Source organism: Streptomyces sp. NPDC015532 (genome assembly GCF_043078065.1).
GTDB lineage: Bacteria > Actinomycetota > Actinomycetes > Streptomycetales > Streptomycetaceae > Streptomyces.
Window position 1 is genome coordinate 770068 of record NZ_JBIBSY010000002.1, and the last position, 14456, is coordinate 784523.

At 69.6% G+C, this 14456-nt stretch carries 17 protein-coding genes; 8 read left to right on the forward strand and 9 right to left on the reverse strand.

The features are described 5' to 3' along the window. Window positions 1–113: 113 nt before the first annotated feature. The 4 genes from ACF07B_RS10075 (at window position 114) to ACF07B_RS10090 (ending at window position 3657) form a co-directional block, all read left to right on the forward strand. Window positions 114–1718, forward strand: a complete 1605-nt coding sequence (locus ACF07B_RS10075) for a CHASE3 domain-containing protein (protein ID WP_392178517.1) — start codon at window positions 114–116, stop codon at window positions 1716–1718. After that, window positions 1715–2908: a PP2C family protein-serine/threonine phosphatase gene (locus ACF07B_RS10080; protein WP_392178518.1), complete on the forward strand. Its 1194-nt coding sequence runs from the start codon at window positions 1715–1717 to the stop codon at window positions 2906–2908. The genes ACF07B_RS10075 and ACF07B_RS10080 overlap by 4 nt, the downstream gene beginning before the upstream one ends. 31 nt (window positions 2909–2939) lie before the next feature. Further along, window positions 2940–3095, forward strand: a complete 156-nt coding sequence (locus ACF07B_RS10085; protein WP_392178519.1) for a hydrophobic protein — start codon at window positions 2940–2942, stop codon at window positions 3093–3095. Between the two features lie 208 nt (window positions 3096–3303). Next, window positions 3304–3657, forward strand: coding sequence for a PRC-barrel domain-containing protein (locus ACF07B_RS10090; RefSeq protein ID WP_369479972.1), 354 nt, complete (start codon window positions 3304–3306; stop codon window positions 3655–3657). A gap of 96 nt (window positions 3658–3753) precedes the next feature. Here ACF07B_RS10090 and ACF07B_RS10095 read toward each other — a convergent pair whose 3' ends face one another. The 5 genes from ACF07B_RS10095 to ACF07B_RS10115 are packed head-to-tail and all read right to left on the reverse strand — an operon-like array spanning window position 3754 to window position 8045. Continuing rightward, window positions 3754–5133: a PP2C family protein-serine/threonine phosphatase gene (locus tag ACF07B_RS10095; protein ID WP_392178520.1), complete on the reverse strand. Its 1380-nt coding sequence runs from the start codon at window positions 5131–5133 to the stop codon at window positions 3754–3756. Further along, a complete protein-coding gene (locus ACF07B_RS10100) occupies window positions 5130–6347 on the reverse strand; it encodes an ATP-binding protein (RefSeq protein WP_392178756.1) in 1218 nt (405 codons plus the stop codon). Before ACF07B_RS10100 ends, ACF07B_RS10095 begins: the two co-directional genes overlap by 4 nt. Next, complete coding sequence (locus tag ACF07B_RS10105) at window positions 6344–6757, reverse strand: anti-sigma regulatory factor (protein WP_362397529.1); 414 nt, start codon at window positions 6755–6757, stop codon at window positions 6344–6346. The genes ACF07B_RS10100 and ACF07B_RS10105 overlap by 4 nt, the downstream gene beginning before the upstream one ends. After that, window positions 6754–7194 (reverse strand): STAS domain-containing protein, encoded by a 441-nt coding sequence (locus ACF07B_RS10110; protein ID WP_392178521.1) that lies wholly within the window; start codon window positions 7192–7194, stop codon window positions 6754–6756. The genes ACF07B_RS10105 and ACF07B_RS10110 overlap by 4 nt, the downstream gene beginning before the upstream one ends. Further along, window positions 7191–8045, reverse strand: coding sequence for an STAS domain-containing protein (locus ACF07B_RS10115; protein WP_392178522.1), 855 nt, complete (start codon window positions 8043–8045; stop codon window positions 7191–7193). Before ACF07B_RS10115 ends, ACF07B_RS10110 begins: the two co-directional genes overlap by 4 nt. Before the next feature lie 347 nt (window positions 8046–8392). Between ACF07B_RS10115 and ACF07B_RS10120 the strand changes: the two genes are divergently transcribed. Next, a complete protein-coding gene (locus ACF07B_RS10120; RefSeq protein ID WP_392178523.1) occupies window positions 8393–9238 on the forward strand; it encodes an RNA polymerase sigma factor SigF in 846 nt (281 codons plus the stop codon). A 266-nt stretch (window positions 9239–9504) separates the two neighbouring features. Then, a complete protein-coding gene (locus tag ACF07B_RS10125) occupies window positions 9505–9963 on the forward strand; it encodes an ATP-binding protein (RefSeq protein WP_392178524.1) in 459 nt (152 codons plus the stop codon). 118 nt (window positions 9964–10081) lie between these two features. On the opposite strand, the gene ACF07B_RS10130 is transcribed toward ACF07B_RS10125, so the two are convergent. From ACF07B_RS10130 to ACF07B_RS10145, 4 genes are all read right to left on the reverse strand, one after another. Beyond that, window positions 10082–10477 (reverse strand): hypothetical protein, encoded by a 396-nt coding sequence (locus ACF07B_RS10130; protein ID WP_392178525.1) that lies wholly within the window; start codon window positions 10475–10477, stop codon window positions 10082–10084. Between the two features lie 100 nt (window positions 10478–10577). Next, entirely contained in the window at window positions 10578–10958 is a 381-nt protein-coding gene (locus ACF07B_RS10135; RefSeq protein ID WP_392178526.1) for a hypothetical protein, read from the reverse strand. A 199-nt stretch (window positions 10959–11157) separates the two neighbouring features. Then, a complete protein-coding gene (locus ACF07B_RS10140; protein ID WP_392178527.1) occupies window positions 11158–11769 on the reverse strand; it encodes a hypothetical protein in 612 nt (203 codons plus the stop codon). 137 nt (window positions 11770–11906) lie between these two features. After that, complete coding sequence (locus tag ACF07B_RS10145) at window positions 11907–12182, reverse strand: hypothetical protein (RefSeq protein ID WP_392178528.1); 276 nt, start codon at window positions 12180–12182, stop codon at window positions 11907–11909. A gap of 440 nt (window positions 12183–12622) precedes the next feature. Here ACF07B_RS10145 and ACF07B_RS10150 point away from each other — a divergent pair, with 440 nt between their 5' ends. Together ACF07B_RS10150 and ACF07B_RS10155 are read left to right on the forward strand one after the other, a co-directional pair. After that, window positions 12623–13522, forward strand: a complete 900-nt coding sequence (locus tag ACF07B_RS10150) for a PIG-L deacetylase family protein (protein ID WP_392178529.1) — start codon at window positions 12623–12625, stop codon at window positions 13520–13522. An 85-nt stretch (window positions 13523–13607) separates the two neighbouring features. Then, window positions 13608–14291 carry a DUF4232 domain-containing protein gene (locus ACF07B_RS10155; RefSeq protein ID WP_392178530.1) on the forward strand — a complete coding sequence of 228 codons (684 nt, stop codon included), beginning with the start codon at window positions 13608–13610 and terminating at the stop codon, window positions 14289–14291. The last annotated feature ends 165 nt before the right edge of the window (window positions 14292–14456 follow it).

Below are 14456 nucleotides of genomic sequence, written 5' to 3' on the forward strand. Positions count from 1 at the left end.
CGGCACCTTAGTCTCGAGCCGACCCCCGCGACAACCGTCGTTGTCGAAGGCCCTCTACAGTGGCCGCTGCCCCGTATGTTGCAGGCGGCCATCACAGTGGAGGGGTACACGGCATGAGCGGGAATACGAGAGCGCGTACGCGGGAGTCTTCCACCTGGACGACCCGCCGGTGGCTGCGCGTCGGGGCGGCCGTCGCGCTGACGGTTCTCACCCTCCTCGCGGGGACGGGAGCGTGGGTGCTGGCGCGGACGGAATCGATCAGCGAGAACCTCGTGAACGTGAAGTCTCCCGCTCTGAGTACATCGTTTCGCCTGGAGTCGGCGCTGCTGAACCAGGAGACCGGTATTCGCGGCTACGGCGTCACCGGCGCCCCCGGCTTCCTCGCCCCCTACCAGCAGGGGCTCACCGACCAGGCAACCTACACGGCACGCCTGAAGGAACTCCTCCACGGTGACGCGGCCGCCCTGAAGGACCTGAGAAACGTGCAGGACGCGGCGGACACCTGGCAGACGAGGATCGCCCGACCCATCGCCGCCTCCCCCGCCGGAACACCCTCTCCGGTGGCTGCCGAACGGGCCGCGGCGGGCAAGAAGGCCTTCGACGCACTCCGCGTCGCCCTGAGCGGTCAGCAGGAGCGGCTGCGGACGGAGCGGGCGCAGGCGGTGGAAGACCTCGATGCCACGATGGTGCTGCGGAATTGGCTGTTCACCGCGATCGCGGTCGTCATCGCCGCCCTCACGGTGGCGGTCTTCGAGGGGCTGCGCCGCGGCATCACCGTCCCCCTGGACCAGCTCGGCGCGGACGCCCGCGCCGTCGCCGACGGCGACTTCGACCGCCCGATCACCCTCACCGGGCCCGCGGACCTGCGTCTGCTCAGCGGCGAGATCGACTTCATGCGCCGGCGCCTCGTACGCGAGCTGGCGTTCACCGAAGAGGCACGCCTTCGTCTCGACGCGCAAGCCGCCAACCTGCAGCGCTCGAACGCCGAGCTGGAGCAGTTCGCGTACGTGGCCTCCCATGACCTCCAGGAGCCGCTGCGCAAGGTCTCCAGCTTCACCCAGCTCCTGCAGCGGCGATACGGCGGACAGCTCGACGCCCGGGCCGACCAGTACATCGACTACGCGGTCGACGGCGCGAACCGGATGCAGACCCTCATCAACGACCTCCTCGACTTCTCCCGCGTGGGCCGCGTCCACCACGAACTCCAGAGTGTCGACCTCGGCTCGGTGCTGGAGCGAACCCTGTCCTCCCTCAGCGTGAGCATCGAGGAGACCGGCGCCTCGATCACGCACGACCCGCTGCCGCCACTGGTCGCCGATCCCACCCAGATGGGCATGCTCTGGCAGAACCTGATCGGCAACGCCATCAAATTCCACCGGCCCGACCACTCCCCCGAGATCCACATCACCGCCGCGCGGGAAGACCCGCTGTGGCGGTTCACGATCACCGACAACGGCATCGGCATCGCCCCCGAATACGCCGAGAAAGTCTTCGTGATCTTCCAGCGGCTCCACACCAAGGACGCCTACAAGGGCAGCGGCATCGGCCTGGCCATGTGCAAGAAGATCGTCGAATTCCACGGTGGCGCCATCTCCGTCGACCCCGACTACCGAGACGGCGCCCGCATCACCTTCACCCTCGCCGGCGAACCCCCCAAAGCGATAGGCCCCTCCACGATGCCGGAAGTGACCCGCGCCGATACGGAACCAGCACCGTGACCGCGCCCGCCACCGACACCCCTGGCAGACCCACGCCAGAACCGGGTTACCGCATCCTCCTGATCGAGGACGACCAGGCGGATGCCCTGCTCGTCGAGGAACTCCTCCAGGACACGGGCCTGCGCTTCGAGCTCACCACGAGGACCACCCTCGCCGAAGCCCGCACCGAGCTCGCCGTCCGTGCGATCGACTGCGTCCTCCTGGACCTTCACCTGCCCGACGGGTCCGGCACCGAGACCATCGCCGCCGTCCGGGAACTCGCCCCGCACACCGCCGTGATCGTCTTCACCGGCCTGTCCGAGACGCAGGCCGGGGCCGAGGCGATGGCCGCCGGTGCCCAGGACTACCTCGTCAAAGGCAAGGTCGAAGCCGACCTGCTGCGCCGGACCGTCCGCTACGCCGTCTACCGCAGCCAGACCGAGCACGCGACCGCCGAGGCCCAGAAGGCCCGCCTGCACGCCGAGGAGAACGCCCGCCTGGAACGGGGCCTGCTGCCCCAGCCCATCCTGGGCACCTCCACGGTCACGGTGACGACCCGCTACCTGCCCGGCGCCGAAAGAGCACTGCTCGGGGGAGACTTCCTCGATGTCGTCGAAAACGACGACGGCCTCCTGCACGCCGTGGTCGGCGACGTCAGCGGACACGGCTCGGACGCCGCCGCGGTCGGCGTCTGCCTCCGCATCGCCTGGCGCTCCCTCGTCCTCGGCGGACATCACGGCCCCGACCTCCTGCACCTCATGGAACGCATCCTGATCGCCGAACGCGGCCCCCAGCCCCTGTTCGCCACCTGCACCCTGCTCACCCTCGACCGGAGGGCCGCCACCGCCACCCTCCACCTGGCCGGCCACCACGAGCCCCTCCTCACCACCACCGAAGGCACCCGGGAACTGATCGCCGCTCACGGAATGGCCCTGGGAATCGCCCCGAAGCTCGGTACCTGGCCTGCCACGGTGGTCCCGCTACCGGCCGCCGGCGCCCTGACCCTCTACACCGACGGCCTCACCGAAGGACACAACGGCTCCAGCTCCGAGCGGCTCGGCGTCGAAGGACTCCTCGAACTGATCCGCGACCTGCCGCCGACAGACCCGGCCACCCACGTCGACGGCCTCATCAAGGAGACCCAGGCATTGAATGCCGGCCGTCACACCGACGACCTCGCCGTACTGCGCCTCGACTGGGACAACCGGTGAGTTACGGCGGACGGTTCGATGCCGAAATAGCGTGGCTCTCGTGCCGCCTCAGATTCCGGGTTTCGCGCTGAAGGCCCTGTGGCGGGCCGCCATCGTCGTGCTGATCGTCTGGGCTCTCGGATTCGTCATCCGTCCCGGCGCACGTGGTGGCAGCCGAGGCCGCTGGTACCGCTGGCAGGCGGTCTGAGCAGCGTATTTCGACGGGTGGGTCCCGGCGCCGCGGCGCCGGGACCCACCCGTTTTCGGTCTCTCTGTCAATGCCGGGCGAAACTTTCAGCGTGAGGGAAGAATTCCTGGGCACTCGACTTTCGAGGCACCATCAAATTCGGTGACGCCTCAACGGTTTCACCGTTCTACTGCGGCAATGCAGTGAATTCGATGAGGGAGCGTTTTTTATGAGCGACAGCATCTGGGGCTACCAGCCGACCACGGGCTACACCGCGGGCGCGGACCTGATCGGCTACAAGGTCGAGGCCGCCGACGGGAGTATCGGGAAGGTCGACAAGCACTCGGACGAGGTCGACTCCTCGTACCTCGTCGTCGACACCGGCGTATGGATCTTCGGCAAGCACGTTCTGCTCCCGGCCGGCACCGTGCAGTCGGTCGACCAGGCCGAGCGGAAGGTCTACGTCGCGCTCACCAAGGACCAGATCAAGGACTCCCCCGAGTTCGAGAAGGACAAGCACGCCGGCGACGCCGACTATCACGAGCGGGTCGGCGGCTACTACACCGGCCTGCGCACGATCTGACCTCACGGCGCCGGCACGGCAGGCGGGCGGGTGGACGGAGGATTCCGTTCACCCGCCCGTTTCTCGTGCAGCACCGGCCAGGCCGGACCGGCGCCCTCAGGACGCCCCTTGACCGGCAGGTCCCGTCTTCTCCTGGGGTTCGGGCGGATGGAAGCGGGCCGCGAAGACGATGATGTCGTCTTCGGCTTCCGTTCCGAACGTCTCTACCAGCTTGGTGCACAACGCCTCCGGATCCGCGGAGCCGTCCGCCACCGTGGTGCTCATCAACTCCATGCGGTCATGCAGGTCACTGTCGCGGGTCTCGATGAGCCCATCGGTGATCATGATGAGCCGGCTGCCCGGTTCGACGGGATGGCTGACGGCCTCGGGCTGCGGCAGGCCCAGGCCCAGGAGCGGGCCGTGCTCCCTCAGGTAGCGGGGCGCGCTGCCGGGCGTCAGCAGCAGGGGCGGCAGGTGGCCGGCGTTGGCGACCTGCAGGCGGGTGTTGCCGGGGTCGACCAGCACGATGCAGACAGTGGCGGACCATCCGGGCTGATGCAGGCCCAGCAGGTGGTCCAGGTGCTGGAGCAGGATGTGCGGGGGGTGGTTCTGGGCCGCGTAGGCGCGTAGGGCGTGGCGGAGTTCGCCCATGACCATGGCCGCCTGAAGTGAGTGGCCGACGACGTCGCCGACGGCGAGAAGCAGGCCCCGTTGCGTGAGCACGGCTTCGTAGAAGTCTCCGCCGATCTCGGTCGTGGTCGCGGCGGGAAGGTAGCGCACGGCAAGCTCGGCCCCGGGAGTCCTGGGCAGGCTCTTGGGCAGGAAGGTCCGCTGCAGGGCCAGGGCGAGTTCGTGTTCCTGCCCGAAGCGCTCCACGACGTCCTTGTGCTCGACGGTGAGCTCCGCGTAGAGGGCCATCACACCGGCGTTGGTCTCGGTCAGCTCCTCGTTCAGCCGTTCCAGTTCATCACGCTGGGCGTGGGCTTCCTGGAGGGCGTTGATCAAGTCCCGGGACTGCGCCTGCAGGTCGTCGATCGCACTCGCGGGACCGTCCGATTCCAGGAGGGGCAGGACCTGGTCCACCTTCACATCCCGGGCCGCGACCTCCGGAATGAGACAGACGATCTCTATCTGGCCGCCCGTCCGGTCCGGGCTCCCCTCGTAGCGGGTCTGTGGCAGCAGACGGGTGACCGCGGTCAGCGACTCGCCGCTGGGGGCTCGGTCGTCGCGCCACTGCAGGAGCGTGCGGAGCGCGGCCGGCTCCTGCTGCAGGCTGAACACGGCGGTCATCGCGGAAGGGCGCAGCAGATCGCGTCCCAGTTCGCTCACCGCGGTCGCCAGGCGTACCTGCTCCCGGTCGTCCAGGCACACGGCCGAGGCGATGGTCTTGGCGCGGCGGCGCAGGGCGAAGATGTCGTGCTCGGTGCTGAGGGACACCACCAGCAGGGCGCTGACGCCGGCGGTGTGGTGGTGGGTGCGGGGGGCGGGTACGTTCACCGGGCGGCCTTGGCGATCACCGCGCTGGCGTCATCGCGGCGGGTTCCTGCCTGTCGCAGCAGCGCGGCGGCGATCAGAGCGGGCGGATGGTGGAGAAAGCCCGTCAGGTCGTTGTGGGTCCAGCGCTCGCTGAGGCCGTCGGAGTGCATCACCAGGATCGCGTGGGCGGGCAAGTGGTGTTCGTAGGTGCGCAGTTGATGCATCTGATGGCCTGTGATGCCCGGGTGGGACAGCAGCATGCTGCGGCCGGTGCTGGTGACCAGAGCGGCGGTGATGTTCCCGACGCCGCAGAACAGCAGCCTGCCGTCCGGCTCCAGGCGGGCGATGGCCACCGCCGCGCCGCGTGTTCCGCGCAAGGCACGGTGCACCTGTTCCATCGCCTGCTCCGGGGTGCGGGCCGTGCCTGTCCTGAAGGCGTGGACGGCCGCCTGCGCGGCCCTGGCGGCCATCGGGCCGTGGCCCAGCCCGTCACAGGACATGATCAGCACGCCGGTGCCCGGCCCGGCGACGGCTGCGCGCACCGCCGCCGGACGGCCGATGCGTCCGGGGTGCGCGAAGGATTGCGGTGGCGCAGCCATGGGGGTCTGAGGTGCGGGCCGGCTGGTGCCGGTCAGTACGGACCAGTTGACGGCGCCGGACGGAGAAGGGCTTGTGGCCTTCTCGGTGTGCGCCGCACGTGGCTGCTCGCCGGTGTCCGTGCGGGCGGCCCAGGCGTCGCCGCAGACCAGCTCACCGCCGATCGGCCGGGTGATACCTCCCACGACCGGCTCCCCCGCCACCGAGGGGTGTGCGGGGCGCGGCCAGAACCGGGCGACCTGCACGGTGCCGACACCGGGCTGGGAGTGGATATGGAAGGAGTCGGCCAGGCGCTGGACCGCGCCCAGGCCGATGCCCAGGGTGCCGGTCGTCGACATGCCGTCCCGCAGCGCCGCCTGCACATCCACCATCCCCGGCCCGTTGTCCACGGCCACTACCTCCACACCGGCCGTTTCCTGGTTGCGCAGGACACGCAGGAGCAGGGAGCCGTCGACCGCGTGCTTGGCCATGTTGCCCGCCAGTTCGGCCACCGCGAGCACGAGCTGGGAACTGCGCTGCTCACCCAGACCGATACGCCGCCCGAGAGCGGCGGCGGCGCCGCGGGCGGCTTCCGGCTGGTCACGGAACCAGGCCACCTCCTCGCAGTCCCACAACGAGGGAGCGCCGGTGGCCATCATCGCTTCCACTTGGTGATGGTCACGGTGGTTCCCTGTCCTGGGGCGGTCTTGAGGGCGAAGTCGTCGACGAGCCGTTTGGAGCCGGACAGTCCCAGGCCCATGCCGCCGCCGGAGGTCCAGCCGTCGGTCAGCGCCAGGTCCACGTCCGCGATGCCGGGCCCCCGGTCGGTGAAGGCCAGGCGCACGCCGCGTCGGCCGCGTTCCTCCACCACGCCGGCCGTCATGGTGCCGCCCCCTCCGTGGATGAGGGTGTTGCGGGCCAGCTCACTCGCGGCGGTGATCAGTTTCGTCTGCTCGACCAGGGAGAAGCGGCACTCCTGCGCCAGAGTGCGTACCAGTTGGCGTGCCTGTACCACCCCCGCGTTGGCGGTGATCTCCAGCGTCTGTGCTCCGCTGGAGGTGCCGTTCACAGGCCTGCCGCAGCATCCGGCACGACGCCACCGGCACCGGAGCCGGCCGGATCGTCGGGCTCGGACTCCCCGTGGGCCGTGGCGCGGGCCTGTTCCAGCACACGCAGGCCCTTGTCCAGGGACAGCGCGGTCCGCACGCCGCCCAGCGAGAGCCCCAGTTCGACCAGGGTGATGGCGACGGCCGGACGCATGCCCACCACGACGGTCTGCGCGTCCAGCAGACGCGAGATGGAGGCGATGGTCGACAGCATCCGGCCCACGAAGGAGTCCACGATGTCCACCGCGGTGATGTCGATGACGACCCCGTGGGCACCCGTCTCGACGACCTTGGCCGCCAGGTCGTCCTGAAGCAGCATCACCGACTGGTCGTCCAGATCCGTCTGGATCGACACCAGCAGCACCTGCCCGATCCGCAGGACCGGAACCCGCTCGGTCACCGGGCACCGACCTGCGGCGCCGTACGGGAGAACGAGACACCGGAGCGGCGCAAAGCGTGCCGCAGCGCGTCGGCCAGGGTGGCCTTGGTGACGATGTCACCGAAGTTGATGCCCAGCGCGACGATGGTCTGCGCGATCTGCGGGCGGATGCCGGAGATGGTGCATTCAGCGCCCATGAGGCGGGCCGCCACCACGGTCTTCAGCAGGTGCTGGGCGACCTCGGTGTCCACCGCCGGCACACCGGTGATGTCGATGATGGCCTGCTCGGAACCCGTATCGATGAGCGCCTGGAGCATCTTCTCCATCACCACCATCGTGCGTGCCGAGTCCAGGGTGCCGACCAGCGGAACACCGATCACCCCGTCCCACAGCTTCACGACCGGCGTGGACAGCTCCAGCAACTGCTCGGCCTGCGCCGATATCAGCTCCTCACGGGTCCGCGTGTAGACCTCGATCGTGAACAGGCCCAGCGTGTCCAGCAGCGCGGCGAACTTCAGGTACGCCTGCAGGTCACTGTCCTCACCGCACAGGACCGGCTCCAGGACCTCCTTGAGCGCGAACACGCTCACCGCGGTCTCGGTGGGAGCGAAGCCCTGGTGGGCGCGGCTGCGTGACAGTTCGGTCAGCAGGGCACGGACCTCGCCGAACGCCTCCCCGCGCCCGTCCAGACTGCCGCTTTCGAGCGCGGCCACCAGCGCCGTATAGATCTCCTGAAGCTCTCGCTGGACCTCGGCGCGACTGATCCGGCCGCCCAGGGAACTGGTCACCCTGTCCGCCCAGTCGCCGCCGAGATCTTCGCCTCGAACCGACAGCAGACCAACCAGGCGATCTGAAACACCGTCACCAGCCATAGGGCACATCCTTCTTCAGGAGGCCGGGCGGCCTGCCCGGAACACTAGGCCATCAGAGTGATCTGCCGGCCGGTCCAGGACCGTGATATCCGGCTCCCGACAACCCCGGCTTAGCCGGCGAAAGGAGGGGTACTGACTTGGCCGTCATTCCGCCGGGGGCACCCGACCGGCAAGGGGCCGCCGCACACGTCGTGCTGAGGGGCCCACAGACAGCGAACGCTCAGAAGCGTGCTTTTTTTGGAGGTTCGTTCGAATCGCCGGGTATGACCGTCCCCGTCGGGGGCATGCGGGTCCTGTCGGCCTCCAGCAGCCGGCGGCACGGAGCTGGAACTGCGAAGGGGCCTGACATGACGGTGACCGAGGCGACGAAGACACAGACAGCGGCCGTGGCGCTGCCGGAGATCACCGACCCGTCGCGGGTCACCCCCAAAGACGCCCGGCAGCTGTCCAAGCTGTTCTTCGACCAGCTCGCCGTCCTCGAAGAGGGCACACCCGAGTACCAGTACGCACGCAACACCCTCATCGAGATGAACACCAGCCTCGTCCGCTTCGCCGCCGCTCGATTCCGCAGCCGCGGCCGGGACGAGCTGGAGGACGTCGTCCAGGTCGGCACCATCGGGCTCATCAAAGCCATCGACCGGTTCGACCTCACCCGCGAAGTCGAGTTCACCTCCTTCGCCATCCCTTACATCGTCGGCGAGATCAAGCGCTTCTTCCGAGACACCTCCTGGGCCGTTCACGTCCCGCGGCGTCTCCAGGAAGCCCGTATCCACCTCGCCAGGGCCACCGAGGAACTCCGCAGCCGGCTCGGCCGCACCCCCACCGTCAAAGAACTGTCCCAGCTGATGGGTCTGAGCGAGGAGGAGGTCAACGAAGCACGGATCGCCTCCAACGGCTACAAGTCCGCCTCGCTCGACGCCACCATCAGCTCGAACAACGACGACGAGGCCGCGCTCGCCGACTTCATCGGCGCCGAGGACGGCGCCCTGCAACTCGTCGAGGACTTCAACGCCCTCGCCCCGCTGATCGCCCGGCTCGACGACCGGGAACGGCTCATCATCCACATGCGCTTCGTCGACGAATGCACCCAGGCCCAGATCGGCGAACACCTCGGCATCTCCCAGATGCACGTCTCCCGCCTGCTCTCCCGCACCATCGCCACACTCCGGACAGGCATGCTCACCAGCGACTGAGCACGGCGTACGCGGAAGGCCGGCTGCCCTGCCCTGACGGCATCCTCACCGGACCAGTCTCCGACAGCAGGAGCTGAGGACGCCCCTGAGCCGGCCGCCCGCGGCGTCGGCATCGCGGTGAGCCGCGGCCGGAACGCTGATGATGCCGGAGTCCATGAAGTCGGGTGGGAGGACGCCTTGCCCGGCCGTGCCCCAGGTAGCCTCCTGAGCCGGAGATATCGCACGGTCCAACGGGTACCCGACGAGGGACACGGAAGCGGGCGAAAATGGATCAACCGCTGGACAACAACGGCGCCGGGCAGCAGGGCGCGCCTTCGGTGAAGGAAACCTCGCTCGCGCTGGACGGCGACGGCTCCCCCATCGCGCAGGCCCGCCACCTCGCGGCCGCCTTCCTGGAGAAGATGCGGACCGCACACGGCGTACCGGTGGTGACAGCCACGGTTCAGATCGTCCAGCTGATCGTCAGTGAGCTGGTCACCAACGCCCGCAAGTACGCCCCAGGCCCCACCCTCCTGCGTTTGCGGATGGTGGGCGACGTCCTGCACGTCGAACTGTGGGACAGCAATCCCGTGCTGCCGACCACGAAGACCCCGAACCCCACACGGGTCGGCCAGCACGGCATGGAAATCGTTGCCGCGCTCGCCCAGAAGGTCACCATCGAGGCGACCTCTGCCGGCAAGCGCATCACCGCCTACGTCGCTCTCAGCCCGGCCGGCACAAGCTGATGCCGGCCGGCCGGACCAGGACCGCGCCCGGAAAGCAGGCCGGTGCCTGCGAGCCGGCAGAGCGACGTACGGCGACGGCCTCTGCGTGTCCCCGCGTCGAACCGGCCGCGGCACCTGGTCAGGCGGAGGCGAAAGCCTCCTCGGGGGCGTCGTCGAGGACGAATCCGTTGTCGAGCCGGACGCGGACCGTGACGCGGAGCTTCCGTCGCTGGTAGGCGGCCCAGTGCTCTTCCAGGGCCTCCACCTGCTCCTCCAGTTGCTTTCTGCTCTCCGGCGGCATCTGGTGGCCGAAGTCGTCCAGGAGCGACTTGAGGCGCAGGTACTCACGGACCTCGTGGCGCTGCTGCCGGTCGTGCTCGTCCACCCGCTCGACGGTGCCCTCGATGCCTGCGGCCAGGGCCACGGAGGCGGTGAAGGCGCCCGTCTCCTCCGGGGGTTCCCCGGCCGGGGTCACCGGCCCGGCCAACCGGAGGTCCGCCGCCAGCCGCACCCGTTGGCCCACGTTCAGCGTCATCGATCCTTCGTCTTCCTCGTCGGTCACCGGCGATCCGGTAGGCGTGGCGTCGCCAGGCGCACCGGAGAGGACAGGATCATCCCACCCTCGCTCTCTCCGCTCACTTCATGAACGCGATCACCAGCGGGTCCGACTCCGGCGCGATGTAGTCGTACGTCGGGGAGTCGACGTGCCAATGATCGCTCGCGTCCGCCTCGGAGGCGAACCCCTCAAGGTTGTCGGCGAGGAGGTCGAGGGCTTTCCGCCCTCCCTGGATCCTCAGGATCTCCTCCTCCGCGACGATCGAGGCGGTGTCGCTCTCCGGGTCCTCCCGGAACGCGATCTCGGACAACGACCTTTCGTAGGGAAAGGGGTGCCGGTTCGCGGAGAGATCACAGCGTCCGGCCTTCCCTCGCATCAGGTGTGCGAGCGCCAGGAGCTCTGGACGCGCCCCGGAGAGCGCGAGCTCTCTGGTCTCCCCGCTGTACAGAACCTGCAACATCCCATCGCCTCCGCTCTCCGACCCTACCGATCGGCAAGGTGGATCGTCCTCCTGGTGCTTGGGCCTCAGTCGGGGCTTACGGCTCCAGGGCAGATCTCAATCGCACCATCAGAGATCACGGGCAGGCCACACATGCGCCGCGGGCCCGTCGTCCGAGCATGATGTCCGGCCGGTCCGTGCACCCCCGGGGCGAGGCGGCTCAGGGTGCGACGGTGAGGGCGGTGCGGGCCGCGGCGAGAAAGGCGGTGTGCGCACCGGCGTGCCGACCGGGCGGGGCGCTCGCGTCGAGCGCTTGTTCCAGGGCCTCGGCAGCCAGGATGACCGTGTCGGGGCCTTCGAGGCGTACGAGGTTGAGTGCCTCGGTGACGGGCGGCAGAGCCGCTTGGTAGCGGTCGCGGCAGGCCGTGGCCTGGGGGGTGCCCAGCGCCTGCTGCCACCGCTCACGGTGCTGGTGGGCGGTGTCGGTGGCGGCGAGGAATGCGGCATAGGCGGCTCGGCGGACCTCACGCTGGACTGCCAGGGCCTGCGCGGCCAGGGTCCGGCTCGCGACGTCGAGCTGCGCGTCGGCTTGCAGACGCCCGGCCTCCCAGGCGGCATCCGCCTGACGGCGCCCGGCCTCCCAGGCCGCGTCCGCCTGGCGCTGGCCGGCCGCCCATGCCGCGTCCGCCTGGCGGGCGGCCGCGTCGACAGTGCCCTGTGCCTGTCTGCGGGCCGATGCCAGGGTGAACCAGCCGGTCACCACCCCGCCCGAGAGCGCGCCGGCCACCGCGGCGCCCGCAGCGATCCATGCCGTCATCACGTCGTCGGCCATGCCGTCCCCCTCACCACGACCGATCAGGTCTCCCTCAGTGTCCCAGCCCGGCGGCGGCAACTACGCCCCCACAGACCGGGATTGCCGACCCTCCCCGGACGCAGCCTGGGGCGGGATCACGTGGACCGTGGCCGCCATCACCGCTTGGTTGGCGGCTCTTCGGCCTCGTCGCCGTCCAGCCTCCGGTGTTCCTCCACCAACTGCTCGATGTCCTGGGGGACCTCGTGCAGCGCGTTCAGGACCAGACCCCAGGCCCGCTCCCGCAACTCCTCCGGGACTTCCGCTTCGATCTTCTGCGCGAGCCTGCCGATCTCGTCCCGGGCGTCATCCTCCGTACCCGTGGTCGGTGCGGTCATCACCTCCCACACGAGCCGGCCCACCCCGGCCGCCACCCGGCCTATGCCGCCAAGCACCGAGCCCACCTTCATCCGCGCTCCCCCTGGTGGTTGATGTCCTGTCGCAACGTGGCCCGCCCGCGTGTGGAGGGCGGGCCATCGCGTCATCTTGTCAGAGCCGCCTCCCGTCGGCTCGGCACAAATCCGGGCCGCGGCCGAGCGATGGACGTGCCGTCGCGCACCGCCGGTGTCCCCGGTCATCGCGACCTCTTCGGCTGCGGGCAGCCCGGCAGAAGTAGGGCCCGCGGTGCTTCTGCCGGGAGAACCGCCTGGGCACCGAACACCGCAGATGATCGACTGAAGGCAGACGCGGGACGCCCTCCAGGCATACGCACTCCGGTCGACACGCCCTCGGCGGACGGTCGCCGGGGACGGAGCCGGGTGCGGCAGCGGCACCGACCACCCGCTGCTCGACAGAGCGTCGCATCCACGCAGTAGAACGAACGGGGACCTCTCACATGAACAGCAGCGATGAGCACACCGCCGGGTTGTCCCGGCGGAGCGTCCTGACCGCCGGTGCGCTGACCGCGGCCGCGGTGGCGTACCAGGCGGGCCGTGCCCCCACGGCGTCGGCCGCCGCCAAGCCCGCCATCTTCTACGCCCCGCACCAGGACGACGACGCGATCGGCCTGGCCGGGTCGATCCTGGAGCACAAGGCGGCGGGCCGGCCCGTCTACCTCGTCCTGGTGAGCGACGGCCGCAATCCCGATCTGGCCGTGCGCATGAACACCGACCCGTGCCCCCTGACCCAGTGGTCCAGCCCGCATCCGTGTGCCGCGGGCGGCCGGCACAACCTGTCCTGGCCGACCGACGGGACCACCAAGGTCGTCGCCGCCCGGACCGCCGAGTTCATGGCCTCCGCGAAGGCGCTGGGCGTGGACAAGGTCATCAACTTCAAGGTGGCGGACGACGGGTTCTCCAGCACCTCCGCCTACAACCGGCTCGTCGACCGGATCGAAGCGAAGGTCAGGGCGCTCGCCGCCCAGTATCCCGGAGCCTCGCACAAGTTCACCGCCGGCTGGCTCGAGCACACCGAGACGCACAAGGCGTGCAGCGATGTGGCCTACCGGCTGATGAACGACGGCACCATCTCCGACGTGCGCTTCAACCACGTCTACGCCTACCAGCATCCCCGGGAGGAGCGCGCTGACGGCGCGGCCTACGTGCTGACCATCCCCGGCTCCCACATGACGATCAAGCGCAACGCCATGTACGCCTACAACACCTGGGACCCGAGCCGGAACCTGTACGCGCTGGGCTATCACAGCGTCCCGGAACTGCTGGAGGCCGCGCACGCCGATCCGCGCGAGTTCGTCCACACCCTGCCCTCCGACTACCGGCCGGGCAAGGGCAACTGACCGTCGAGAAGCACCACCGGCAGACCGACCGACACCGGCCGACGGCACCGAGCCGCGGCCCCTCACCACTCACGGGGAACCTTTCATGAACGCCTCACGTCACCGCTCCATGCTGCTCGCCGTCACGGGCACGGCTCTCGCCCTGTCCCTCACCGCCTGCCAGGACGGATCGGGCACCAAGTCGTCCTCCAAGGCGGCCTCTTCGGCCCCAACGGCGTCGTCCCCGGCGGCCACCGAAACGTCCGACGTGACGGATGCGACCGGCTCGGCGGGATCGAAGGCATCGGCGGGCTCCACCGGCACCTCCGCGGGTTCCGCCGGCACGACCGGCAAGCAGGCGGCCGCCTCCACGCCGGTGTGCGCGGCAGGGGATGTACGCGTCACCGCCGCCAAGCAGGACGGTCCGCCCTACACCCATGTCGTCCTGACCGCGACGAACACCACCCGGCACTCCTGCCGGCTCACGGGCTTCCCGCACATCCAGTTCCTGGAGAGCCACAAGCAGGACGTTGCGGCCGTCGCCAAGAGCAAGCCGGCCACACCGGTCGTACTGACGGCCGGCGCCCCGGCCTACGCCCTGGTGAAGCTGTCGGACGGCGGGGTCGACGAGACCAACGAACCCGTGTCGGCGTTCGCCGTCATGCTGGAGGGCGACTCCACGGTCATCACCGTCGCCGCGCCCGGAAGCGAGGGCATCGCCGTCGACCCGGCGAAGGCCCTCACCGGCTACTGGACTCCCGAACTCCGCAACGGCGCGGACGACTTCTGAGTCTGCTCGGGTGTCACCGATCCCGCGCCTTCAGCTGCACAGCGCCCCGGACCGCCAGGAGGGGGGGGCGGGGCGGGCGGGGCCGCGGGCGCGCCCGGCGGCCAAGAAACACAAGCGTCAGGTAATAAAGATTAAATAGTGCGAGGGGAGGGTGGGGGGGGGGCG